We start from the raw sequence: 24,331 nt of genomic DNA on the forward strand, positions 1-24,331 counted from the left end.
TTGGAGAAGCCAAGGAGCAGATGGGATTGCGGCGGGCGCGTCTGCGGGGCAAAGTGAATGTGTTGGAGCAATGCTTAATGACGGCCACGGCCCAAAATATCAAACGTCTGGTCAAGGCGCTGGAGCGGATGCCTGCAGCAGCAATAACTGCAGTTCAAAATCAAGCCAAACAGTCCGCAATCCTTTTGGCACACGAATTGAATCTTTTATTTATCGAAATCAGTCGAGCAACCTTCAGATGCATTCCATGTGAAACCTAACACCCCTTTTTCAACAGCCTCTCAATTCTCAACGCTTGAGAAGCTGTTGAAATAATCCACAGATTACACAGATTTGGGAAAACTTCCGATCAGCCTCTCTGTGGAAATCTGTGGATTGATCTCTCGGTAATAGTTTGTCAACAGCCCATGACAAGTGACATTGATTGGAGATCGTGGGTCAGGAGTCATTCCTTGACAAAGCGCAGCAGGCGTTCGGGAAGTATGTCAGGCTTTCTACTTCTCAGAGGGATGGTTGCCGTTGGGTCGCCCTTTCGAGGCTTTGCGTTTTACAAGCAGGAATGGTGTCCAACTATCGTGCATTGCCACGAATCTGTGCGGACGAGGTTCCGACAACAGGATCACAGACGCTGACTGCTCCCCCACCGAAAAGATAGATTGGCGAGGAACCCGGGTTTAAGGTCAATTGATTTCCCCTGGCATGAAGCGTCGTGCAATTCCCCATGATGTCCATCCGCGTGAGTACCCCGGTGGAGATGCGCAGTGTGACGGATGGATTTCCAGAGTTGCCCCACAGAACCAGCAGCGGGCCATCGCCACGCCGCCACTCATATATTGTTATATCCCGGGTGGAGCGGTCTGCAACATGCCCGGCATCAGCCAATGCATCCGCCATCACCGCTTGCGCAACAAATTGCGGACGGGGCTGGAATGCCGAAGTGACCATGCTCCAGTCGTTGTCGCCGACAAAACCCCACATCGTAATCGACTCGATGCGGCCGTGTAATTTTACCGCCGGACCAACCCTGCAGCGGACCAGATTTTCCGCTCCCTTTCCTTCTTCATATCGCCGTTTGTCTCCACTAAAAGGCGATCTTTGATCCATGTTTTCTTCCTGCCAAATGTTCCTTTGCGTGTCGCCATGCTTGTCAAACAAAGTGATGGAATTTTGCATCATTTCGATTTCACCCCAATACGTGTTTAAAATGGCACCATCAAACTTCCCATTAACGGGCGGACCATACATTCTTTCAATCGTATTTCCCGGATTTTGCTCCGGCCGGACTTCAGGCAGTTCCGTGGCAAGGTTGCCGATCAACACCGGCAGGCCAGGTGCGGCCGCCCTGATCCCGTCATGGATCGCGCTGGCCATGATGTCGTACTCCTCGTCGGACATGATTGTTCCGTCCTGCAGCGGACGATAGCCCGGATTTTGCAGGGTCCGGTGATTGGATTGCTCGATACCCCAGTTTCCAATCGCTGCGACCTGTTCCTTGAATGCCTCTGCCAGTCTTTGTCCACCGGCTTTGAATGACAGGGGGTCGATAGGCCGCCGGAAGGCGCCACCCGGCACAATTTGCAGAACACAGCGCATGCCAAGGTTGCGGTACCAAGCGATCTCACGTCTGGCTGTTTCGATATTTTCCCGGGTCATGAAATTTTCGTAAGTGGTTTCCACCCGCACCCAGCCAATCCCGAATCCGGCCACTTTGAGCATCTGAGCGAGGACCCGATCCGAGGGGCGGCCATCGGCATAAATCCGGGTCAATAGAGTGACGCCCCAGATGTTCGCGGCGGTGCGGGGGCGGGTCAGCGGGGGCAACACCGCATATCTGCCGCTAAACGTGCCGATGATGGCTCCGGATGTACTGTCAACAGCCTCGATATCCAGATAAAACGCGCCAAAGCGATGGGTGGGAGGTAAAGTTGCATCAAACGTGGCCGTATCAAACCCGGACACTATTTGCGCCGGCCCTGAGATCGGATCCTCCGCGTTTCCAACCCAGTCCGTACGCACCACACGCAAAGCGATTTTGCGATCCTCTCCGCAAAGACTTGTTATGCAAATTTTCAAGTGGACCGGTTTCGACGCATCATCATAGAGATTTCCGGGTTGCACATTCTCAACGGTACCCCAGCAGCTAGCGGGGGATGGCAGGCTATCGGGTGAGGAAAGATAAGGAGGTTTGACCTGGGCCGTGGCATCCCGGAACCAAAGTGCGAAAGCGCGCGTGGTTTCAAATACATCCATTGCGTCGGGAATGGGAGCGCCTTTGGGCAGCACCCATACCACAAGATTATCCGCCAATAGGGTACCCCATCCGCCCTGGTTCGCCTGGTATTCATGTCCGAAACGCAATCGCATGGTTACAGCACCGTCAGGCGCAACGTGCGGCATTGTGACGCCGTAGGTCCAGGTAGCCGTTGGAATCCGGTCAAACATTCCGGACCGCACAAAGTTTTTTGGCGGCAATTGTTTTCCATGGCTGTCGTAAAACCTCAGTTCCAAGGGGCCCAGCCACGAAGTGCCAAAAGGTCCGGGCTCGTCCAACTTGGGGTCGATGACCTTATTGGCATGAAGCCAGCCTGCAGCCACATAGGCTTGGCCGACGGCACAGGGCATCGGGTCAGACAACCAGTATCCATCAACCGGATTTCTTCCGTGCCACTGTGTGTTTTTTGAAAGCGGCGGATCCAGGGATTCCAACAGCAACGCGCCGCCGCCCGAGTAAGCCTGGTCGCGCGACCATTCACCACGCGCCCTGCCCATATTGAAATCGGGACGCCCATTCAGATGGTATCCGGCGATCTGTTCTGCGGTCCAATTCTTGTCCGCTCTCCCAATAAATGTCCAATGGGCTGGAAGATTCCCCTCGCCCTCCTCGATATTTCCGTTGAGGAGCAGATTTTTGGCAAAATCCACCCCAAGAGATGGCAGGGCTGGCGCGTGTTTGACGTTTGCCTGAGCTTGCGGTTGCGTGTTGCCGGCGCCGACGGGCGGCTCTTGGGCGACGCAAGGCAACAGGATGAAAAGCAGCAAAGTCTGGCAATAAAGAAATCTCCTGGGGTTCACGAACAAATTCCAATCTGAACGGCAGGAATGTTCTTGTCAATTTCCCGCAATTCCCGGCTCCGGGTTTTATTGGGAGAAGTGGACAGTCGTCTTTTCCTGCAAAACATGGAAGCCATCCAGGCCTAGATGTTAGTCTTTCACGGAAACACAGAAGACAAACCCCATTATTCGTGTGACTTGTCCCCATGCCAGCCTTTAGCGACTTCGTAAAAAGGGGTAAATCCCCGGCTTGTCCTCCGGCAGGAGAAGGCTAAGGCAATTGGCATGGGTGTTACAGAAATCCTTCACGAAATTGATTCCCTTCCCGCCGAAACGCGCTGGCAGGTGCTCGAACACACCCGCCATCTGTTAGAACCGGAAATCCCTGAAAGCTTCAAGCGGGCGATGGCGGAAATACAACGTGGCGAAGTAATCGATTTGGATGAAACACTCAAGGAACTGGATCACACCGAGTGAACTACCGCTTCCGTGCGGCAAAGTCTTTTAGTCGTTCTCTGGCCAAGCTGCCGCTCTCCCAGAAAAGGCAGCCAAGGCCGCTTTCAAAGTTTTCAAAAATGACCCGTTCGATCCCCGGTTGCGTACTCATAAAATCCACAAATTATCCGCTGCTTAGGGTAAAACCATCCCCCTCCATTCACCTCTTGCAGCACGGGGGCGTTGTGGCTAGATTCGTCCCCTATGCAATCCATACTCGTCACGGGTGGCGCCGGTTTTATCGGCTCCAACCTCACGCTCCGGCTCCAGGAACTTCATCCCAAGGCCTGGATCACCGTCATTGACGACTTTCGTTCCGGCAATTTCAAAAACCTGCAGGGCTTTCGAGGGGATTTCGTGGCTGCGGATCTCTCCCGTCTCGACTGGAAAGCGCAGTTTCAAAAACCATGCTGGGATGCGGTGTTCCATCTGGCTTCCATCACCGACACAACCGAGCACAACCAATTCCTCCAGACCCACGACAACGTGGAAGCCTTTCGCAAGCTGCTCGATTTCATCGCGCCCTTGAAGACCCCCATCGTCTATGCCTCCTCAGCCGCCACCTATGGCATCAGCGGCGGCGTCAATCACGAGGACGACGCCCCGGCCCCGGCCAACATCTACGCCTTTTCAAAAGTCCAGCTCGACAACCTGGCGCGCCACTATACCTCGCTTCATCCCGGCCTCAAAATTGTCGGCCTGCGCTATTTCAATGTCTATGGCCCGCGCGAGGCGCACAAGGGCATACCCGCCAGCATGATTTATCATCTGGCCCAACAGATGATCTCCGGCAAAACACCTCGAATCTTCAAGTTCGGCGAACAAATGCGCGATTTCGTCTATGTGAAGGACATCGTAAACTACACCATCCGCGCGTTGACCGCGCCGCAGTCGGCGATTCTGAACGCGGGTTCCGGGGAGCCCCGCCCGTTCAATGACATTATCAGCATCTTGAACAAGGTTCTGGGCACATCGATGAAGCCTGAATATTTTGACTGTCCCTACCCGTTCTACCAGCCTCACACGGAAGCCGACATGTCGAACACGCAGCGCGTGCTGGGGGTCAAATCCGAATACTCCCTGGAAAAGGGCATTCAGGATTATTACGACTCAGGCTTTCTGGTTGCGCGAAAATAGCCAATTCCAGGCCTCCGCCTGTCGCCTATTTCTTGGTTTTGCATAATCCCCGGACTGTGCTAGCTTGGCTTTGTATCGCACGCAGAGTTTATGTGTGAGAAAAACATTCGGCTGCCGGGCCGTTTGAGAAGCGGCCCGCTCAGATTGGCAGCGCTCGGGGAAACCCCGCCAACGTCGGGTACTCGGTCTGGATGTATAAAAATCAAGTTGGCATTCGTTATGCTCTCTAATTTCGTGCCGAATCAACGGCACTATTCCGAGGAGAATAAAACATGAGCAAGGTGAAAATGGCGAATCAACTGTTCACAACCCCGCACAAATACGCCCTCAAATCGACGGACGGCAAAAACAAAAAGTCCTGCGCCCATCGCTACGAGCGGAGAAGAATCCGCGAATCCCTGAAAATGGGCGACTTCATGCTGGAAGAAGTCTAAAAGTACAAGAACTGGCAGGAAGGCTTCACAGCCCGCTTCCACCGTTGTCCTGAGACCGCGAGACCATGGCGGACAGGGAGGCGTCTTCACAGGACAAATTCGTCCACTGCGCGAATACAAGGAGATCGCGGAGAACGTGAAGGTAAATGCAGAATGTGGAAAGGACACTTGAAACTAAAAACCTGAAACCTGAAGCTTAATTGGAAATCCCCCCATCTTCCTGCAGCGTCGGCAGGATTCTGTATTTGTCCCGCTGCAGGCACCAGTCGATGTCGGCCTCCAGACCCAGCTTTCTTAAATTTTTTCCGTTTTTAGAGGCGTAAAATGCCTCCCTCAGGCGCCCGACGCAACTTTCATAAAGTTTGGCGGCGGGATGCGGCAGGCCCAATTCAGACAACAGCGCGCCGGCCAGCAACCCATCCTCCAGCGCAAACAGTTCGCCTGTGCCGCTGCACACGATTGCAAAATTCCTTTCTAGCCCGTGCGCATTTTTGCGCAGAAAATCAACCACCACGCTGAAATTCAAAAAGCTGCAAAGAACCACACAAGCGGCGGGCTTCACGGCTTCCAGCGCGCGCGTCCCATTGGTTGTCGTCAGCACCACGGTTTCATAGCGATTCCCGGCGCCCAAAAACTCGCGCGGAGAATTCCCGAAGTTAAAACCTTCCGGAGCGACGCCCTCTCTTTCACCCGCGAGGGCCACGGCGGGCTTCCCGTTTGCATACGCGCGGGCTTCGGAAATTTCCCTGAAGCAACGGACCTCCTTCACGCCTTCAGCCAGGGCCGTCACCAGGGTCGAGGTCGCCCGAAGCACATCGATCACCACCACGGTTCTCCCGCGCCATTCTCCCGCCGGGACCGACTCATAATCCGGCGGCGCATAATAAACCTGGGGCAAGTGCAACATTTTAAAGATTTCCGGGTTAACAGGAGAGTTGTAAAAACCGCGTGACACCGTATATTCAACAATTGCTTAAACCATAAGCCTGAACAAACAAAAAGTGATCCGCCCAATTCCTATGAATCCTGTTGCTTCCTGCCGTCTCATCCTTCCTATAATCGCGTTTGCGCTGATCTGGACCTGTCCCGCCCGCGCCGACAACCCCGACTGGTGGCCTTTCGGTAAAAAGGAAGAAAAGAAAACTGCGGAAATTGTTGTCAACCAGGCGCCGCTTTCCCGCGACACCAAGCTCACCACCAGTTTTTCAACCATCGTCAAGCAGGTTGCGCCCAGCGTGGTGACCATCAAGACCAGCAAAACGGTCAAACTCAGCGCCCAAAGCATCCCTCCCATGATGGAGCCGTTCCTCCGCCGTTTTTTCGGAGCTCCGGATGATGAGGATTCAAATGGCCCGCAACAGCCCGTTCCGAGGCAGAAACAGCAAGGCCTGGGTTCCGGCGTCATCATTTCAAAAGACGGTTATATCCTGACCAACAACCATGTCGTGGAAGGCGTGGATGAAATCCTGGTCGATCTGCCCATCGCCAAGGACGGGGAATACAAAGCCACCGTCATCGGCACCGACCCCAAGACCGACCTCGCCATATTGAAAATCGACGCCAAAGACCTTCCGGCCGCCACGCTTGGCGACAGCAGTAAGTTGGAGGTTGGAGACATTGTGCTGGCCATCGGCAACCCCTTCGGCATCGGCCAAACCGTCACCATGGGCATTGTCAGCGCGCTGGGCCGGAAAATCAGCGACCGCATGGCAATGGACGAAAACAGTGAAAGGCGCGACCTTTACGAAGACTTCATCCAGACCGACGCCGCCATCAACCGCGGAAATTCCGGCGGAGCGCTCATTGACGCGGAAGGCCGGGTGGTGGGCATCAACGCCGCGATTATCAGCCCGTCCGGTGGAAATCTCGGCATCGGGTTTGCCATTCCCATCAACATGGCCCGTTTTGTGATGGAACAGATCATCAAAAACGGGAAGGTGAGCCGCGGTTACCTGGGTATTGAAATCCAGGAACTGACCCCTGATCTCGCCGAAACCTACGGCCTGAAATCCAGCGCGGGCGCGCTGGTCGCCGGTGTGAACCCAGGTACGGGCGCGGACAAGGCCGGCCTGAAAAAAGATGATATTATTACGGAGCTCAACGGCAAAGCTGTCGATGACGCCGCCGGCCTCCGCCTCATGGTCGCTCCGCTGCCTCCCGGAAGCATCGTAAAAATCAAATACCTGCGCGACGGGAAGGAATACAACGTCGATGTCAAACTCTCGGAACTGCCTGACAAGTTATCGGCATTGAATGATACGGGATCGGAAACCCCGCCGGACGCCACGTCGGGCGCCCTCGTTCCGGGCGTGACGATCCAAAACCTGACAACTGAATTTCGCCAACAATTGAACGCCCCCAAGGATGTCAAAGGCGTGGTCGTGACAAACATCGACCCCAACTCCTCCGCCTCCGAGGGCGGGCTCCGCAGGGGGGCCATTATTTCGGAAATCAACGGAAAGCCCGTCGCCAACGTCAAGGAAGCCCTCGACGCCGCAAAACAGGTCAAAACCAAGGTGTTGCGGCTTTACGTCTGGGAAGGAGGCAATTACCACTATGTGCCTCTGCGCAAGTCGGAATAATAGGGGCGCGAAGCCGTCATGCATGAACCTCGCCAAGGTTTGACGCCTCCAGCCAACCCATCATCGGCATCAGGTCCGCAAAGCGAACCCAAGGCCCAGGACTCGGTCTGCCCGGTCTGCGGTGCGGCTTTGATCCAGGAAAAATGCAAGGTCGTCTGCCGCAGCGCCACCTGCACCTACCGCATTGTTTTTAATTGCTCGGAATTTTAAAAGAGCTGGATGCGCTTGTCATAACCCATTCAACAGGCTAGGCTTTCTTTGTTGTGAAACAAACCGCTGGCAGCCGAAAAAAAACGCCGACGCCCTGGGTAACACCTTCGGTGGAGAAAGAGCTATGGAAGGCGGAATCAGGTAATCGTTACACTTCGAAAGAAATCCGACTCCTGGAACAAAGCTTGAAGGTCCGGATTCCCAAACGTATTCACACACTGCCTCACCATGCCTGAAAAGCGCCATCCATGGCCGGATCTAAAAGCAAGCCTGCGCCGCCTGCACGAACTTCATCCGGAGTTTTTAAGCAAAGCAATTCTGGTCGGAGGAGCCGCATGTATGTTCTACCGCGCTGTTTTGGCCAGGGAAAGCCACCCGGAGTTTCCTGTCAATCAAGACAAAGACGAATCTGCATGGCTCAGTAAAGACTTGGATTTTACCCACATCACCCGTGAAGACATTCCTCAAGATACCAGCCTTCCCTGCGGACTGGTCCAATCCGGCATCCGTCTATCCGCTTTGGACTTTGCCGAGACGGTCAGGACGGGTGTATTGGAGTTTGATGACGGGCTCCAGATCAACATTTTGGTCGCAGATCCGTTGGAACTCTACCGGGAAAAGGAAGCCTGCCTGGCACGCCTCAACAGACCCCAAGACCGCCTGCATCTCGATCTGTTGAAAACATATTTGAAATACGAGCTGTGGCAGGCCCGGCAATCCAAGGATCCGGGCCTCAAAATAGCCTTGGAAGCACGTTATCAAAATTACGCGAAAGAGCTTCTGCTCTAGGGCTTGCAGCGCACAGCCCAAACAGGCTAGGCTTTCATCCGTTTTATGCAAACACCCGTACCTTACTTCTCACTCACGGAGCAAACCAACTCCCTCCGCAAAGAACTCATGGCCGCCTTCAACCGTTGCCTCGACACCAACGCCTACTGCCTCGGCCCGGAAGTCGATGCCTTTGAAAAGGAGTTCGCCGCCTGGAACAACTCCGCCCACACCATCGCCGTCAACAGCGGCACCTCGGCCCTGCACCTCGGCCTGCTCCTGCTCGGGGTCGCTCCCGGCGACGAGGTCATCACAACTCCGTTTACCTTCGCCTCCACAAGTTGGGCCATTTCCTATGCCGGGGCCAGACCGGTCTATGTCGATATCGAGCCGGAAACCTACAACATCGATCCGTCCAAAATCGAGGCCGCCATCACTTCCAAAACCAAGGCCATTCTGCCGGTACATCTTTATGGCCATCCCTGCGAACTGGAGCCGCTGCAAAAAATTGCACGCAAGCATAAGCTGGGGATCCTTGAGGACGCCGCACAGGCGCACGGAGCGCATTATCAGGGCGGCAAAGTCGGCAACTTCGGCGAGTGCGGCGCTTTCAGTTTTTATCCGACAAAAAATTTGGGCGCCCTGGGGGAAGGCGGGATGCTGACAACCTCCGACCCCAAAATGGCGGAGCGGGCCCGGGCCCTGCGCAACCACGGTTCCTACCGGCGCTATTACTACGACGAGATTGGGTACAATTACCGGATGGAAGGCATCCAGGGTGCGGCACTGCGGATCAAACTGAAACATCTGGATGAAAACAACCGCCGGCGAGGCGAACTTGCAACTCTCTACACCCAACAGATTTCAGGCCTGCCGATTGTCCTGCCGCGGGTCAAACACGGCGTGGAAAGCGCCTGGCATTTGTACGTCATCCGCAGCCCCCGGCGCGACGAACTGGCCGCCCATCTCAATCAAAATGGCATCGGCACCGCCATCCATTACCCGGTCCCGCTGCATCTGCAGCAGTGCTATGCCTTTCTCGGCCACAAACCCGGCGACTTCCCCGTGGCCGAGCAGGTCGCCCGCGAATGCCTTGCACTGCCGTTTTATCCGGAGATGGCATCGGAACAAGTGAAGCAGGTTTGCGAAGCTATCCGGACCTTTCGTTGATGGCCTCAGCCCCCCTTCCGCGGTATTTTTTCCCTCCATTCCACTGAGCGAAGAAGGCGTTTGAACAAAAACCGAACGGCCATCCATGCGCAAGCCCCGGCATTGACTCCCGGTCTGCTTCTGCCAAGTTTACCCTTTTCAAGGTATGGAACGCTTTTTTTCAAGTTTATCCAATAAAGACCTCAAATGGCAGATGACTCTCGCTGCCGTGTTGGCAGCCGCGGTGTTTCTTGGACTTGAGTTTTGGAGATACCCCTTTTTCCTGACAGATGACAATTTGGCATCCAGCCTCCCCACCTTCATGCGGGCCAATACCGCTATTTGGGCGGGCAAAAGCCTGTTTCAGAACCCCTTCCTGTTTGGCGGCTGCGACTTTGCGCATTCCGCGGAACGTGCGCATGTTCTAAATCCCCTGCCCTACCTGATCCTGCCGCTGTTAAAGGGCCATTATTACCTGCTTTTGGATGTGATGGCGTTTTTTAACATTCTTCTGGCGGTACTGCTGAACACTCTGTTTCTTAACAGACTTTGCGCACTGGGTGGAGCTGAAGTACATCCGCTGCGCCTTTGCTTTCTCAATCTCGGAAGCTTGTTCAGTATTTATTTGTCAAGCGTCGGGGCCGGTTGGGAACCTTGGACTGCCGCCGCAGCCTCCCTGCCCTGGATTGCGCTTGGATTGATGGCGGAATCCAAATGGAAGGGCGCGGCCATCGTTGCCACGGGGGAATGCTTTCTGTTTATAGCCGGTGATTTCCACACTTTTTTTTATATCAACGCGATTCTGTTCGTATTTGTATTGGTTTATGCCTGGCGCCTGAAAAAATCGAACTCCCTTGTTAGCTGGTTTTTTGGATGCCTGGCCGCCGGCATTTTTGTTGGCCTGATGATCTGGCCCGCGCTGTCGGGATTTAAAAATTCAGGCAGGGCCGGCGGGGTCTCGATTGCCGAACAGGCCCAGGTTTGTTCGCTGCCTTTACCCTATCTTCTTTGCTCCTTGTTTTGGGGGCCCCTTGCCAGGTTCATGATGATCGTCAGGCCGATCTACTTCAGCTTGCAAGCGCCCTATATTTACGCAATAGCCCTGTCCATTTCATCCTGGCTGTTGATCCCCGTTTTTGTCAGGCGCGCGGTTTTATGGCAGGACGCGGTGTTTTGCGGAATCGTGGGATTGCTTTTTGGACTTAAGCTGCACTCGCCGGCGTTTGGCCTCATGGTGTTTTGGACCACCTGCGTTATCACTGAGTTATACCGCAATCACCGGCACTGGCATTTTTCAAAGATTGAAAACGCATTTCTGGCCGTTTTGATTTGCATCACCCTCTTGATTTCCAGGCCCTACGCCGTCGCCTGGATCATTCATAAAATTCCCATTTACTCCTCTCTGCGCTGGCCGTTTCGGGAGCTCCTCGAATTTCATTTCTTTTTGGCCGGGTTCCTGGCGCTAACAACCTCAAAACTTCGTGCAAAAGTTTTCTGGCCCGCCGCAGGTTGCGGGTTGGCCCTGTGGATGGCAACATGCCTTTGTCATCAAGCCCCCTCGCTGAGCCGGATGACTCTCGATCGAAAACTCATCGTGTCAGGAACAGCGCAGCGCTATTGGCTCGAGCAAAAGGAAAAGATTGGGCCAAATTCAAGGATAGCCGCCGTTGCCGATCCCGCGCTTTTGTTCAACACCCCCCCGAGCCGGGTCCCCTTTTCGCTTTTGGGCGCCTATGATTATCCCAGCTTTTTTGAAATTCCCTCGCATTACGGCTATCTCATGGACGGTGGCATCTACGAAAGCATCCTCAAGGAACGGAACTGGCCCTTTCCCTGCCACTGGGCTGGCATACTGTCGCCGGAACGCGGAGAGCAATTGCTCAAATCGGATCCGGCAACCACTTTGGTAATCCTGCAGTCACTGGATCCCCTCGTCATACGCTTCAAAAACACCCAAAGTTCCTGGGAAGTGCGCCCGGACCCCAGTACGCTCCCATCGTCCGACTGAACTCCGGCTCTTGCTTTTTTCAATGGCGGACATGGCCGTTTTTGGGACTCGCGCCTGATTTGAGGCTTTTCAGATTCCCGTACAGCTCGCACGCTTTATTCCAAAATTTCGAAAGCGGCACCGCAGGCTCTCCTCCGTAACGTTCGCGGAACCGGATCGGAACCAACATCTGGCGCACTTGCGCCGTTCTGAGCAAAACAGCCAGTGCCACATTGGCCAAAAAAAAGCCCGAAGGAATCCGATCCAGGCATGGGACTATACATTGTGTGCGCATGAGGCGGTATGGCACATTCGCGTCTGCGCAATCCACTCCCGCCGCCAGCCGCAAAAAGCCGCGCAGAATAAGGCTTGCAAGCTTTCGGCGCCACCCGTCTTCGCGGCATTTACGGCGCCCATAGATCACATCCGCCGATTCCCTCAATCGCCAAAGCCTGAAAAAATACTGGGGATCGCACTGGCCGTCTGAATCGATCTGCAAAATCCACGGGATACCGCGCTGCGCCGCTTCGCGATATCCCGCCAGGCAGGTTTGGCCATGTCCGCGATTTTTGTGGCGTACCACCTGCATCCTCGACCCCAACTGGCGTTTCAAGCGTTTCAACAGAACAGGTGTGGCATCGGTGGAACCATCATCAAGCGCCAGAAAAATAAAGTCTTCCGTCCAATTTTCAAGTTCGTGGAACCATTCCAAAACTGTTTTCCGAACCGAGGCCTGCTCGTTGAAAACGGGCATAACGACAAGCAATTGCACTTGGGATCGGGCGCTCATACGGAAATAAATACACGGTTCGATAACAAGGCCGGTTTTCCATCATAAAACCCAGGAATGAATCCGTGTCCTGTGAGACAGGAACTGACGGCATCAAAACATCCCGTCCGCACAACGCCACACCGGCGGCAGGAATTTGGAATTGCCACGTCGAGAGTTTGTCAAAATCCGGTTTGGCAGCAACTCTTTTTTACTCCAGACTGCGGACTGAATTTGAAATGAAAAAATCCCGTTCTTATCTGCCTGCCTTATGATTTTTTTCGCTAACGCCATGAAGGCGCGACCCACGACCGTTTCCAACCCTTGCCTTGAAGACCCTGCGGCCCGGAAGGCAGCGGGCACCATGCCGCCCGCGCACAACCGAACTCAATAACTATGGAATCACCGGCAAAAGAATTCCAGAAGCAGGGGCGTTTGATATGGGGCTGCGGGATCGCCTCCCTGGCCATGCTTTTATCCTTTTTGTTGCTTTGGTGGAACAAGGAATTGGGCGGAACCACGGAAGGATGGTTCCAGCATTACGCGGATTTGCTTCTTGGCGGACACATGCCGTACAGGGATTTTTATCTTTTTACCCCTCCGGGCCATCTCCTGGAAACAGCATTGATTTCCAAATTCTTCGGGACCCACTTTGTATTCTTCCGCCTGGCCGGCCTGATCCAGCGGCTGGCAATGTGCTTGATTTTATACCTTTGGCTCGTCCGCTTTTTTCATCCGCTGGCCGCCTTTGTGGGATCCGCTTTTTGCCTGATAGCCTACTCCTGTGATTGGCCGGATGTTTTGTTTTATGCCCATCATAGCACTGCGTTTTGGAGCCTGTTGTCCTGCTGGCTGGCCTCCAAATTCCACCATCAGGCCCGGCACAAATATCGTTGGGCTCTGGCGGCGGGTATGGCGACGGGCCTTAATCTTTGCGTCAAACAAACCACCGGCATGGGCGTAACCCTGTTGATCCCCGCGGCATGGATCCTGATGGCATGGCACTCTCCTTTTCGGAAAGAAATCGCCAAATCAATCCTTTGTTTTGCAACAGGCTGGCTGCTGCCGTTGTCGGCGGTTTTTGTCTGGCTTTCCAGCCATCAGGCATGGAGCCCATTTTTGGACCAGGTTTTTTTGAAAGGGACCAGCAGCAAGGGTTCCCTGTCCGACGTCCTGCTCCGCCCTTTTACACCCTGGTCTGTCCTCCTGATTTATGCTCTGTTAGGATTCTTTATTTGGCGCTCCTCACAACAGATCCGCAAAGCAGGCGAAACCCTGCCAACACCCACATCATTCAAATGGAGCAAATCTTTTCTCCTTTTATTTTTCCTTGCGGCTTTTTCCTCAATCCCGCTTGGCTATTGCCTTGGCAAAATGCTTTTTGAACGATACGGCCAGAACAACACCACCCTGCTGGTTGCCGCCAATTTTTTGTTGATTGCCGTATCCTTTCCCGGCAGCGCAAGCCTTGCTGTCAGATTTTGTCCCGTTTGGGCCTCTGAAAAGCCGGATCCCGGCTTGTTTTTCCTGTCATTGACCGGCGCTTCGATGGCGATGCTCTATGCTTTATCCTGTCCGCTCTACAACCCCATGGTTTTGCCCGGGCTGGGCCTGCTGGCCGCCTATTATTTACACCACTCACTGGTACTGAGCCGCTGGACAACTTATGGCAAGTGGCTGCTTGCCGCCTTCCTCAGTGTCATCGTAGTGTTCACAAGTTGCTCAACAGCGCTGAGATTGCTGGTCCCATTTGGTTTTTTTGGCTGGCAGGAACCTTCCGTATTTGAAACACGCGGAAAATCCAAAATCCCCGCCCTTGCCGGCATGGATATTTCAAAACCCACCAGCCAGGTAATGGATGATATGGTTCGTTTGATCCAGGAACATTCCCGGCCAGGCGGCACACTCTTTGTGTTTCCCCATTTTCCCATACTCTACACCTTGAGCAATCGCACTCCCGTAACGTTTTCACAGGTGCAGTGGTTTGATGTTTGCCCGGATTATGTCGTGGAACGCGATATCCCCACGTTGCTCATGAACCCCCCGGATGTCATCGTGGAAATGCGCCTGTTCCCGGAGGACATTGATTCTATTGAAAAAAACTACCGGGGCGGAAAAAAATCGGCCCAGCGACTGATGATCGATGCCCTGTCGCATCTCACAAAGCAGTACATACTTGTCGGTGAATTTAAAACGCTGCCATTCGGACGTCCCATACAAGTTTGGGCGAAAAACCAGCAGGACAAAATTCGTTGACCTCTTTTCATCACGGCTTGCACCGCCAAAATCCGGGTTGGCAAAAGGCCACTTTCATCCAAACTCAAATACTATATGGCCCATTCAGCCCCGATATTAATCACCGCAGGTCCGGCGTATGAACCCATCGACAATGTGCGGCGGCTGACCAATTTCTCAACCGGCACACTGGGCTGCACGCTCGCAACTTTGCTCACAAGCAAGGGCTTCGATGTCACCCTCGCCCTGAGCGAGGCCGCCACCTGCAAAGCCAATACCGCCGCCGCCCGGGTTTTAAATTTCACCACAAATGATTCGCTGTCCGAACTCCTGCACGACTTGGGCTCCAATCAATCCTGGCATGGAGTCCTGCACACCGCGGCGCTCGCTGATTTCAGGGTCGATGAAGTATTGGACGACCGGAATCAACCGCTGAAAAAGCGGAAAATACCCAGTTCAACCTCAGAACTGAAAATAATCCTCAAACCCGCCGCCAAAATCATCCGCCAGCTTCGCCCCATTTTTCCTGATGCCAAAATTGCCGGTTGGAAGTACGAACTCGAAGGAACCCGCCAAACGGCCCTGCAAAAAGGCTGGGGCCAGATTGAAGATTGCAAAACCGACGCCTGCGTTGTGAATGGCCTGGCTTACGGTGATGGCTATGCATTTTGCGCCGGACGCAACCAATCGGTGCACCTGAATGACTTGGAGGCCCTCGCGGATCACTTGTCGCGCTGGCTGGGGGAATAAGCATGCCATTTTACCGCACCGACTTTCATCATCACTGCGATTGCGACCCGGTGGACTGCCTGGATTACTCCGCCTACGAACTGGTGGACCAGCTTCAGGAGCGTGGGATCAACGCGCTTGCCATTACGCCTCATACTGCGGTATTTGAAGACCCCAAGGTCATTGAATACGCCGCATCCAAAAACATGCTGTTGATTCCGGGGGCCGAACTCGTGGTGGAAGGATATGAAGTGGTGCTGCTCAACATCAGCCCGAATGACGTTCCCGAAACCTGCACCTTCGATCATCTCAAGGAATTGCGCCGCCAAAAGGGAGAGTCCCTGTTTATCTTTGCTCCCCACCCCTTTTACCCCCGCTCGAGTTGTGCGGGAGCCGTGCTGGACACCCACGCCGGCCTTTTCGATGCCGTCGAGTTCGCCCATTTTTATTTTTCATTCTGGAATCCCAACCGGAAGGCCGTGGCATGGGCAGGTAAAAATAATAAGCCTGTCATAGCCAACTCTGACAGCCACCATTTAACGATGGCAGGACTTCACTTTAGCATTGTGGAAGCGCCAAGACTCGACGCCGTTTCCATTTTTCGCGCCATCCGTTCCGGCAAGGTAACGTATCAAAGCAAGGGAAAAAATCTCATTGAGCTGGCCCGCTTTCTCGTCAAAGTGGTACTCAATCAACTCGTCCGGAAAACTCCGCGCCGGCTGCGCCGCTTCGCGGAAGATCATTTCCTTGATTAACAATGAAAATGGGGCGGCACAAGGCCGTCCCTCCATTCTTGACTTCAGCCCGGTTAAAGGACAATCATGTACCGGATCGGATTTGAAATCCGGTTCCAGCCAGTCAAACCCGCCGCATGCCAACCAAACATCAGGAAATACCCGGCCTATGGGTCAATGTGGATCGCGTTGAATACGCCAGTGATCTTCATACCCCCGCCCATCGTCCCCACCGCTTTGCCTATTACATCACCATCCACAACGACAGCCTGCGCGTGGTGACAATCACCGGGCGAAAATGGGTCGTGACCAACGCACAGGGACACCGCCTCATCGTGGAAGGCGACGGCGTCGTCGGACAATTTCCCAGGTTGACCCCCGGTGATCGCTTCCATTACAACAGCTACCATCTGCTGGACACCGACAGCGTCGCCGAAGGCGCCTACACAGGCAAGGATGAGGAAGGGCTGTTGATTATGGTCCGCATCCCATCTTTCAGAATGCAGATCCCGCCCGCGTAGCAAACACTGTAAGTGCCAATCACCAGGTGTGGAATGCCGTGCCGCATCACTGAATCATGCACCGCTTCTCCATCTGGCTCGTCATCGCGAGGCCCATCTGGAACACTCGCGACGCATGTCTGAGTTGGGCCGTGGCGATCCACCTTCGCCAAGGCTACGGTGGACAAGTCCATGCCTTTTGATTTCGGATTGCCGCGTCGCTACGCTCCTCGCAATGACGCAATTACATGAACGAGGCGTTGATCCCCGTTCCTCCCGCCTATCCGTCACACGGAAACAAATGCGGAAGCTTCGCGCGGACCAATTTCAGGGTTTCCGGCATCAACTGGTACCCCACATGGCCCTGGCGAAATTCCGCATAATGGGACCCCGGCCATTTCTCATGCAGATTTCGGATGCTTTCCGGCGTCGCAATACGGTCGAATGTTCCCGCCACCAGAATGATATGGTCCGGTGAAACAAGGGGTGTGTGGTAACTTGGGCAAAACCGGGACAATTCCCGACGGATCAATTCGCGGGAAATGCCGCGGCGCAACAGTTGCCGGCGCAAGGTCCATGTGGCGGGCGATTCCCAAAGCGCAAGGTCCACATCCACAATCGGCTCCAACAGCCAGGCTGTACTGATGTTCGGTTCCAGCACCGACAACATCGCTGCAATCCAGCCGCCATAGCTGGTGCCCCACAGGCCCACATGAGGACATCCCCGCTCGCGCAGCAACCGGCAAATCAAACGCAGCTCGATAACCGCCTGCCGGATGGCATCCGCCGTCCGGATCACATTGGACGTCAACGCCATCTCGCCACTCATGGCGTTTTTCGGACGCCGCCCGTAATGATACGGCAAATGAAAAAAAATGGCGCTCCATCCCAGCCGGTTCAACGTCCGTGCCCAAATCCGATACCCGATGTCGCTCACCGACATCACGCCGTGCAAAAGAAACATCATGGGCGATTCCCAACCCTTCGGCCCCAACCAGATATCCAGATGCGTATGATTGTTTTCGGGACAGTCGCCCTGCACCGGACTAGGCAAAATGAAACTCCCTTCCCTCTCCGGTAACTTGAAATCAGTCGATTCCGGCACCCGGTAAAACTCGCCGACCGGCATGTCTTCCCAACGCTTGAAATAATTTTCAAATGCCTCCACGCCGTGCGAGCCTCCCCGCGCCCGAGCCTGAAGGAGATTGATAAATCCAAAGGAAACACCATCGACCGTCTGCGCCCAGCCGTCATGAAGTTTTTCCCGGATCACGCCTCCCTCCATCTTTCCTGGGCCGTGCGCGGAACCAGTTTTTCGGAAAAGTCCGGTCGCTGTTGCAACTGTGCGTAAAGTCCGCGCATCGACTCTTCAATCCTCCGGTTCAACTCCTTCACCGCCACGGTACCGTGCAACGCGGGATCCAACGACAATTCGTCGCCGAGAACCATAAAAGTGAGGGGCCTGCGGAATATACTTTGCCAGGCATAGAATTGGTCTGTGCCGACCACCAGGCAGGGCCGGACCGGAACCTGCGCCATGTGGGCCAGTGTGGCCGCGCCCCTTGGCAAATCCTTTCCACCTAGCACAGAGCTCTCACCCGTTCTCAATCCTCCCTCTGGGAAAATGCACACGATACGCCCCCGCTTTAGACGTTGCAGAGCCGTGCGAACGGCTTTGGTGTCCACACCTTCACGGTGCACAGGGAATGTATCGGTCAGCTTGAACAAAAAACCCCATACGGGATGGGCGAACAACTCCCGAATGGCCATGAAATCCAGCTTGCGCGGAAAAAAGCCTCCGACAATTGGCGGATCGAAGTGACTGATGTGGTTGCAGGCCAACAGATAAGGCCCGCGCTTGATGTTTTTAAAACCGATGCACTCGGTATGGCAAACCGTGCAGGCCAGCAGCCTTAAACTCAACGTAACCAGTCGGTAAAAAAAATAGTGTGTCATTTGAAATGCAAAATCGAATTGAGCATATTGCATGAGTTCGACTCCCATGCAACCCGTGGATTGGCAAGCACTTCTCTCCCTTTCCCATTCCACATGGAAAAATTTGCTCCTAAATACAAAAACTATGCAGTTCTTATGGCAGCCGGTTTGAAAAGAAAACAAGGCCAGACTCTGGTGGAGTACGGTTTGATTTTGGCCTTGGTTTCCATCGCGGTTATCGTTGTTCTGGCACTGTTGGGCAACCAACTGCTCAACATCTTCAATACGATCACAAACACGCTGGGCACGAACGGTTCATAACCCATTCTGAACGAGCTGGTTACTGGCTGTTCCCCAGCACCTGAGGAATTATATCCCCTCCCCTATATATCGATTGGCTCTCGCACGTCCCGACCCATAAATTCCAGGTCGGGTACAATGGCTATTTGGAGGCCAAATAGTCGTTCTTGACGTTTTGGCCGAGCTACAATATTAATGCGGGTATTAGCAATGGGCATGATCCGGTGTCGGTCTGCCTGTTCTTCAACTCAGGGAATCATAGGGGACATTTATGAATCAATACAAAAGCTATCCATGCCATGCCGCAATCCGTGCAAAAGGAAAGCAAGGCCAGACTCTGGTGGAGTACGGCTTGATTTTGGTTCTGGTTTCGGTCGCAGTCATCGTTGCCGTGTCACTCTTGGGCAACCAAGTGTACGCTCTCTACGCCGGATACGGTTCCTAATCCGTTCGCAGCGAACCCAAACCTTTCAAAAAGGTTTTTCGAGCGGGAATGAACGGGAAATCTTGCGCCGACAGAGTCCGGCTGAGCCGAAAAGAGCAGGTTGCACGGTCTCCCCGGCGACTCCCTGACCCGCGCTCTTGGGAAAACCCCATCAAACGCCGCGCTTGTCCCATTTGGGACAAGCTTTAAAAAGAATGCCCTGCCATTCTTTTTAAACGCCTTTCTGCGTCGGCGCCCAGATGAACTTGTGCATCTGGAGCTGGAACCGAACCGGCAGCCTGTCCTCCAAGATCCATTCCACAATCTGCCGCGGCTCAATCTTCCCAAACACCGCGGAAAACAACACCGCCCGCACTTTCTCGCACAGGCCGTGCGCCAGCACTTTTTCCCGCGCCCACTCGTAATCGCCACGCGAGGCAATAACGCACTTCACCTCGTCGTTTTGCGTCAGACACGGGATATTTTCCCATTTGTTTTTATCGCTCATCCCGCTGTCGGGGCATTTCAAATCTATGATCCGGACCACCCGCGGATCCACCGGTGAAATATCCCGGTGCCCGCCGGTCTCGAGCAGCACCCGGTACCCGCGGTCGCATAACTCCTTCATCAGTGGAATCGATCCGGGCTGCAGCAGAGGCTCACCCCCGGTCAGTTCCACCAGCGGACACTTGAATGTTTCAACCCGATCACAAATGGCATCCAGCGTCATTTTTTTGCCCTCGTAAAACGCATACGCCGTGTCGCACCAACTGCAGCGCAGATCGCAAAAGGTGAGCCTGACAAAAACACAGGGCAGACCGGCAAAGGTGCTCTCGCCCTGGATGCTCTTGTAAATTTCGTTGACGGTAAGCTGGGGTTCGACCATCGGCGCTTCGGACATCTCTGAACTTTAACCACGAAGACACCAAGACACGAAGAAAAACATTTTTAACCACGGATAAGCACGGAATTTTAATAAAAAAATGAATAGGCCGCAAACTCCGAAATACGCCCACCAACGGAAGAATCCGTTTTCTGCTTCAACCTCCATTTCGTGATTTTCGTGGCGCCCTGCTCACGATGCCTGTCGGAGTTCGTGGTTATAAATGTATTCTTGCGTCTTTGCGTCTTCGCGCCTTTGCGTTATAACGCATCTCGTTGAACCCTCCTCTCATCGTGCTCCAGAACCCGCCGGCAAAGCCGTTGTTGATCTATGACGGCAACTGCACGTTTTGCCAAAAATGGATTCTGCGCCTGTTGCGTCTCACCGGCAACCGCATTGAATGCCGCCCCTCGCAGGAATGCGCGGAAAATTTTAGCGAAATCCCGCCGGAGGCATTCCAGGAATCCGTCCAATACATCGACAAAAACGGAGCGGTCTATTCCGGAGCACTCGCCTTTTTCCAGGCCATGGCCACACATCCTCTCGCGCGGCTGCCCCTGTTTATTTACCAAAACCTGCCTGGCTTTGGAATCCTGAGCGAAGATTGCTACCAATGGGTCGCCCGAAACCGCTCCCGGCTCTCGTCTTTCGATTCGGCGCTGACGGGACTCTGCGGAAAAATCCCGCACTATGAAACCTCCACACGCCTGTTCCTGCGCCTGCTGGCGGCCGTTTATCTCATCGCATTCGCCTCGCTCGGCATGCAAATCATCGGACTGATCGGCAGCAACGGCATTGCTCCCGCCAGGGAATTGCTCCCCGCCGTCGTTGCACAATACGATATCCTGTCATTTTTTAAATTGCCGACCTTGTTCTGGCTCTGTAACGACGACTGGATTTTGCAAGGCGCGTGCGTTGCCGGTGCGGTTCTTTCCGTTATCGCTCTGTTTGGATTTGCGCAGCCCGTCTGCTTTTTTCTGCTTTGGTTTCTTTACCTCTCCCTGTGCTCGGTCGGGAATGTTTTTCTCGGCTTTCAATGGGACAACCTCCTGCTGGAGGCGGGATTTCTTGGAATTTTGATTGCACCCTGGTGCTGGCATCATTTCAAAAAAGGCGGTTTCGAGGCGCCCGTCCTCGGACGATGGCTGCTTCTCTGGCTGCTCTTCCGACTGATGTTTTCATCCGGCATGGTCAAATGGCTGAGTGGAGACGCGGCCTGGCATCACCTGACCGCCTTGCAATACCATTACGAAACCCAGCCCTTGCCCACTTTCATCGGCTATTTCGCCCATCAATTGCCTGCGGGATTCCAGCATTTTTCCGTTCTGGCCATGTTCGGGATCGAACTGCTTCTTCCTTTTTTAATCTTCGGCCCCCGCCGACTGCAACTTTGCGCGGCATCCGGTTTTATTTTCCTGCAACTGCTGATTACCCTGACTGGTAACTATTGCTTCTTTGGTCTGTTGAGCGTCGGCCTCTGTTTGTTTTTGATCGATGACGTAACCTGGTTTCGAATCGCTCATTTTCTGAGGCTTCCGGCTCTATTCAAGCCGCACAGTCAAATCTCGCCGCCCTCTGTTCCGGCCTGCCCTCTTTTCATTTCCCTGCCTTTGGCTGCTTTGATTTTTTTCCTGAGCCTGGCCCAGCTTTCCGGGCTCTTCTTCAACAGTTTTTTCTGGCCCGCTCCTGTCGCATGGCTTGCCGAAAACGCGGCAGGCTTCAGGACCGTCAACAGCTACGGCCTTTTTGCGGTCATGACCACGGTGCGGCGGGAAATCACGGTGGAAGGCAGCGCCGATGGAAACACCTGGTTCGAATACGAATTCAAATGGAAGCCCGGGGCCACGACAAAGCGTCCCGATTTTGTCGCGCCTTACCAACCCAGGCTCGACTGGCAAATGTGGTTCGCCGCGCTCGGCAGCTACAAGCAAAATCCGTGGTTCCTGCGTTTTTGCGAACAACTGCTGCGCGGCTCGCCGGATGTACTGCGCCTGCTCAAGACCAACCCCTTCCATGAGCATCCACCCAAATATATCCGGGCCGTGATGTACGAGTATCACTTTACAAAGACCGACGTTTTGTCGCGCAGCGGCGAATGGTGGACGGCGACCTACCTGGGTCCTTATTGCCCGACCTTGTACCTGAATCGTCAGGAACCGTAACGAAATACTTCACCGCTGAGTCACGGGGGGGCGCAGAGGAAGACAAACTGCATCTATCCCCCTGACAAGGGGGAAGAAAAGGGGGTTTTATTTCATCCCATTTTAATCCGTTTCGCACAAAGCTCGCCAAGCGCCAAGGTTAGGGCAGTTGCGGTCCAGCACTTGGTTCGGAGTTTTATTTTCTGTAAACATCTTTGCGGTGAGCAATACGCTGGATTTCAACCAAAAGGACAGAGGCAAACACCTCATAAACAACTCTGTAATCCCCAATTCCTATCCGGTGGGCGTGCTCACTGCCAGAAAGCTTTTCGGAACCATGTGGAAATGGATCATGCACCAATGCCTCGACCGCCTCAATAATTTTCCTAATTTCATGTGGCGGGAGGCGATGCAAATCCTTCTTGGTGGATTTGCGCCACTCAAGTCAGTAGGATGCCATCCTGCTTTAATTCCCGTAGGAATTGGTCATCAGGAACCGTGGGCTCATCCCGCCTCTCGGCAATGGCCGCCAAGTCGCCCAAATCCTCCATAAGTCTCTCGTAATCAGGGAGAGACATAAGAACGGCTGTCTTCTGGCCAGACTCGTCAGTGACATATTGAACAGTAGCGGGCATGGGAAAAGCGTAACGCAATATTTGCGGATGTCGAGTCAGGTTATTTTCACCGAACGCTAAGCTCACCCACGGCTCTCTGGAACCGGCGGGTGACAGCAAAACGGAGCGAGGCGAAGGCGCGGAGGCTGCGCAAGCAGCATCCGTGACTGAGCCGGTGGAATTATGGCCGCGCTTTTCAACAATCCGCGCGTATGGTTAGAACTCATTCTTTTGGGCGTGGTGCAAGTCCTACACAATTCGTCCGGCTATCCATAACGCCTACACGCTCAGGAACGCTTGCGGGCGGAAAGACCTGACCTCGCATAATCGGCCCAACTTGGCCGTTGTGATCGCGATCAACGTAATAGTGGAAAGGCTTGCCCATACAATCTAGCAACTGGCTGGAGTTGTAGCGAATTGTCAGTGCAGCAAAATCGGGACGAGACTGACAAAATTCAGTAAAGCCGTCAACCGTCACTTCCTCCGAATCACCGAGAACGTGGAATCTGTCAGGGTGTAAATGATAATAATCGAGCAGAATGGCTGCAAGAGAGTCGGCTTTGGAGCACCAAGAACTAACGTCTCTCCCATAGTTTTCTTCGTGTGAACCAGCAACTACGCGTGTACCTGCAACAACGAGAAGCGGCAATGCGAGCAAGGAAACTGCGGTATAATAGGATCGGCGCTCACCACCCAAAACACGAAGTCCGCCATAAACAACCAGTCCGAAGGAAAGCAAAGCCATCGGAATAAATGAAATCGCAACAATGATCTCTGGACCTGTGACAACCGCAGGTTGGTGGCAATCGCCAAGAGCAAACAGGCAATACACCAATGTTATGAGAGATAAAACCAGGGCGACCGGGGTCATGAGTTCAACGTTACGCATCAGGCATGACCTGCGACGGCGCGGCTCCTGCCGGAGCGTAGCGACAAGCAGGAGGCGTGACGGAGTAGGTCATTGGTCTGGATGCGCTGGTTAGACGGTTTGTTCTACTGAGCGTAAATCCGGTTCCGCAAAAGTCGAGAAATCTCCCTCTCGATCTTGATCCTAATCCAGAGTTTTTTCCACCCTGCCGCGTTGACCAAGTCCTTTTGAAATTTCACCATCAACTCGGCCCGTATTTTTTGTCTTTCCGCAAGATGTTGCTCAATCGACAGACTTTTGCAGCCGGGGGCGATAATCGAAACATCTGATTTCATTTTATGTCCGTCTAACGTTACGCATCAGGCATGACCTGCGACGGCGCGGCT

Annotated in this window: 22 protein-coding genes and 1 pseudogene; 16 read left to right on the top strand and 7 right to left on the bottom strand. The window is 54.0% G+C overall.

The features are described from left to right. Nucleotides 1–128 (top strand): annotated as a pseudogene (locus tag PHD76_12600) (transposase). Nucleotides 129–570: 442 nt separating this feature from the next. On the opposite strand, the gene PHD76_12605 reads toward PHD76_12600, so the two are convergent. Further along, the gene (locus tag PHD76_12605; protein ID MDD5262677.1) at nt 571–3,072 is read right to left on the bottom strand and encodes a hypothetical protein; all 2,502 of its coding nucleotides are present in this window, start codon (nt 3,070–3,072) and stop codon (nt 571–573) included. Between the two features lie 264 nt (nt 3,073–3,336). On the opposite strand from PHD76_12605, the gene PHD76_12610 reads away from it, so the two are divergent. The 3 genes from PHD76_12610 to PHD76_12620 all read left to right on the top strand — a co-directional run bounded on the left by PHD76_12610 (nt 3,337) and on the right by PHD76_12620 (nt 5,117). After that, complete coding sequence (locus PHD76_12610; protein ID MDD5262678.1) at nt 3,337–3,528, top strand: hypothetical protein; 192 nt, start codon at nt 3,337–3,339, stop codon at nt 3,526–3,528. A 222-nt stretch (nt 3,529–3,750) separates the two neighbouring features. Next, nucleotides 3,751–4,683: an ADP-glyceromanno-heptose 6-epimerase gene (gene rfaD, locus PHD76_12615; GenBank protein MDD5262679.1), complete on the top strand. Its 933-nt coding sequence runs from the start codon at nt 3,751–3,753 to the stop codon at nt 4,681–4,683. A 272-nt stretch (nt 4,684–4,955) separates the two neighbouring features. After that, nucleotides 4,956–5,117: a hypothetical protein gene (locus PHD76_12620; GenBank protein ID MDD5262680.1), complete on the top strand. Its 162-nt coding sequence runs from the start codon at nt 4,956–4,958 to the stop codon at nt 5,115–5,117. 196 nt (nt 5,118–5,313) lie between these two features. Here the strand turns inward: PHD76_12620 and PHD76_12625 are convergent, their stop codons facing one another. Further along, nucleotides 5,314–6,024, bottom strand: coding sequence for a 2-phosphosulfolactate phosphatase (locus PHD76_12625; protein ID MDD5262681.1), 711 nt, complete (start codon nt 6,022–6,024; stop codon nt 5,314–5,316). 112 nt (nt 6,025–6,136) lie between these two features. On the opposite strand from PHD76_12625, the gene PHD76_12630 reads away from it, so the two are divergent. From PHD76_12630 to PHD76_12650, 5 genes are all read left to right on the top strand, one after another. Beyond that, nucleotides 6,137–7,699: a DegQ family serine endoprotease gene (locus PHD76_12630; protein MDD5262682.1), complete on the top strand. Its 1,563-nt coding sequence runs from the start codon at nt 6,137–6,139 to the stop codon at nt 7,697–7,699. A gap of 18 nt (nt 7,700–7,717) precedes the next feature. Then, nucleotides 7,718–7,909, top strand: a complete 192-nt coding sequence (locus PHD76_12635) for a hypothetical protein (protein ID MDD5262683.1) — start codon at nt 7,718–7,720, stop codon at nt 7,907–7,909. Nucleotides 7,910–8,137: 228 nt separating this feature from the next. After that, nucleotides 8,138–8,698, top strand: coding sequence for a hypothetical protein (locus PHD76_12640; protein ID MDD5262684.1), 561 nt, complete (start codon nt 8,138–8,140; stop codon nt 8,696–8,698). Nucleotides 8,699–8,743: 45 nt separating this feature from the next. After that, nucleotides 8,744–9,847 carry a DegT/DnrJ/EryC1/StrS family aminotransferase gene (locus PHD76_12645; protein ID MDD5262685.1) on the top strand — a complete coding sequence of 368 codons (1,104 nt, stop codon included), beginning with the start codon at nt 8,744–8,746 and terminating at the stop codon, nt 9,845–9,847. A 193-nt stretch (nt 9,848–10,040) separates the two neighbouring features. Then, on the top strand, nt 10,041–11,834 hold the full coding sequence (locus tag PHD76_12650; protein MDD5262686.1) for a hypothetical protein: 1,794 nt from the start codon (nt 10,041–10,043) through the stop codon (nt 11,832–11,834). A 19-nt stretch (nt 11,835–11,853) separates the two neighbouring features. On the opposite strand, the gene PHD76_12655 is transcribed toward PHD76_12650, so the two are convergent. Then, nucleotides 11,854–12,603, bottom strand: a complete 750-nt coding sequence (locus tag PHD76_12655; protein MDD5262687.1) for a glycosyltransferase family 2 protein — start codon at nt 12,601–12,603, stop codon at nt 11,854–11,856. Nucleotides 12,604–12,978: 375 nt separating this feature from the next. On the opposite strand from PHD76_12655, the gene PHD76_12660 reads away from it, so the two are divergent. From PHD76_12660 to PHD76_12675, 4 genes are all read left to right on the top strand, one after another. After that, nucleotides 12,979–14,838 (top strand): hypothetical protein, encoded by a 1,860-nt coding sequence (locus PHD76_12660; protein ID MDD5262688.1) that lies wholly within the window; start codon nt 12,979–12,981, stop codon nt 14,836–14,838. Between the two features lie 75 nt (nt 14,839–14,913). Then, nucleotides 14,914–15,567, top strand: coding sequence for a phosphopantothenoylcysteine decarboxylase (locus PHD76_12665; protein MDD5262689.1), 654 nt, complete (start codon nt 14,914–14,916; stop codon nt 15,565–15,567). A 2-nt stretch (nt 15,568–15,569) separates the two neighbouring features. Next, nucleotides 15,570–16,301: a PHP-associated domain-containing protein gene (locus PHD76_12670; protein MDD5262690.1), complete on the top strand. Its 732-nt coding sequence runs from the start codon at nt 15,570–15,572 to the stop codon at nt 16,299–16,301. A gap of 116 nt (nt 16,302–16,417) precedes the next feature. Further along, entirely contained in the window at nt 16,418–16,801 is a 384-nt protein-coding gene (locus PHD76_12675; GenBank protein ID MDD5262691.1) for an ApaG domain, read from the top strand. A 259-nt stretch (nt 16,802–17,060) separates the two neighbouring features. Here the strand turns inward: PHD76_12675 and PHD76_12680 are convergent, their stop codons facing one another. Together PHD76_12680 and PHD76_12685 are read right to left on the bottom strand one after the other, a co-directional pair. Next, nucleotides 17,061–18,065, bottom strand: coding sequence for a hypothetical protein (locus PHD76_12680; GenBank protein ID MDD5262692.1), 1,005 nt, complete (start codon nt 18,063–18,065; stop codon nt 17,061–17,063). Beyond that, nucleotides 18,050–18,736, bottom strand: coding sequence for a lysophospholipid acyltransferase family protein (locus tag PHD76_12685; protein ID MDD5262693.1), 687 nt, complete (start codon nt 18,734–18,736; stop codon nt 18,050–18,052). The genes PHD76_12680 and PHD76_12685 overlap by 16 nt, the downstream gene beginning before the upstream one ends. Between PHD76_12685 and PHD76_12690 the strand changes: the two genes are divergently transcribed. Next, nucleotides 18,737–19,036 (top strand): Flp family type IVb pilin, encoded by a 300-nt coding sequence (locus tag PHD76_12690; protein MDD5262694.1) that lies wholly within the window; start codon nt 18,737–18,739, stop codon nt 19,034–19,036. Nucleotides 19,037–19,286: 250 nt separating this feature from the next. Beyond that, the gene (locus tag PHD76_12695) at nt 19,287–19,460 is read left to right on the top strand and encodes a hypothetical protein (protein ID MDD5262695.1); all 174 of its coding nucleotides are present in this window, start codon (nt 19,287–19,289) and stop codon (nt 19,458–19,460) included. 211 nt (nt 19,461–19,671) lie between these two features. Here PHD76_12695 and PHD76_12700 read toward each other — a convergent pair whose 3' ends face one another. After that, nucleotides 19,672–20,340 carry a radical SAM protein gene (locus PHD76_12700; GenBank protein MDD5262696.1) on the bottom strand — a complete coding sequence of 223 codons (669 nt, stop codon included), beginning with the start codon at nt 20,338–20,340 and terminating at the stop codon, nt 19,672–19,674. 257 nt (nt 20,341–20,597) lie between these two features. On the opposite strand from PHD76_12700, the gene PHD76_12705 reads away from it, so the two are divergent. After that, nucleotides 20,598–22,484: a lipase maturation factor family protein gene (locus PHD76_12705; GenBank protein ID MDD5262697.1), complete on the top strand. Its 1,887-nt coding sequence runs from the start codon at nt 20,598–20,600 to the stop codon at nt 22,482–22,484. Between the two features lie 816 nt (nt 22,485–23,300). Here PHD76_12705 and PHD76_12710 read toward each other — a convergent pair. Beyond that, entirely contained in the window at nt 23,301–23,966 is a 666-nt protein-coding gene (locus PHD76_12710) for a hypothetical protein (protein MDD5262698.1), read from the bottom strand. Between the last annotated feature and the right edge of the window lie 365 nt (nt 23,967–24,331).

This window comes from Candidatus Methylacidiphilales bacterium (assembly GCA_028713655.1).
Lineage (GTDB): Bacteria > Verrucomicrobiota > Verrucomicrobiia > Methylacidiphilales > JAAUTS01 > JAQTNW01.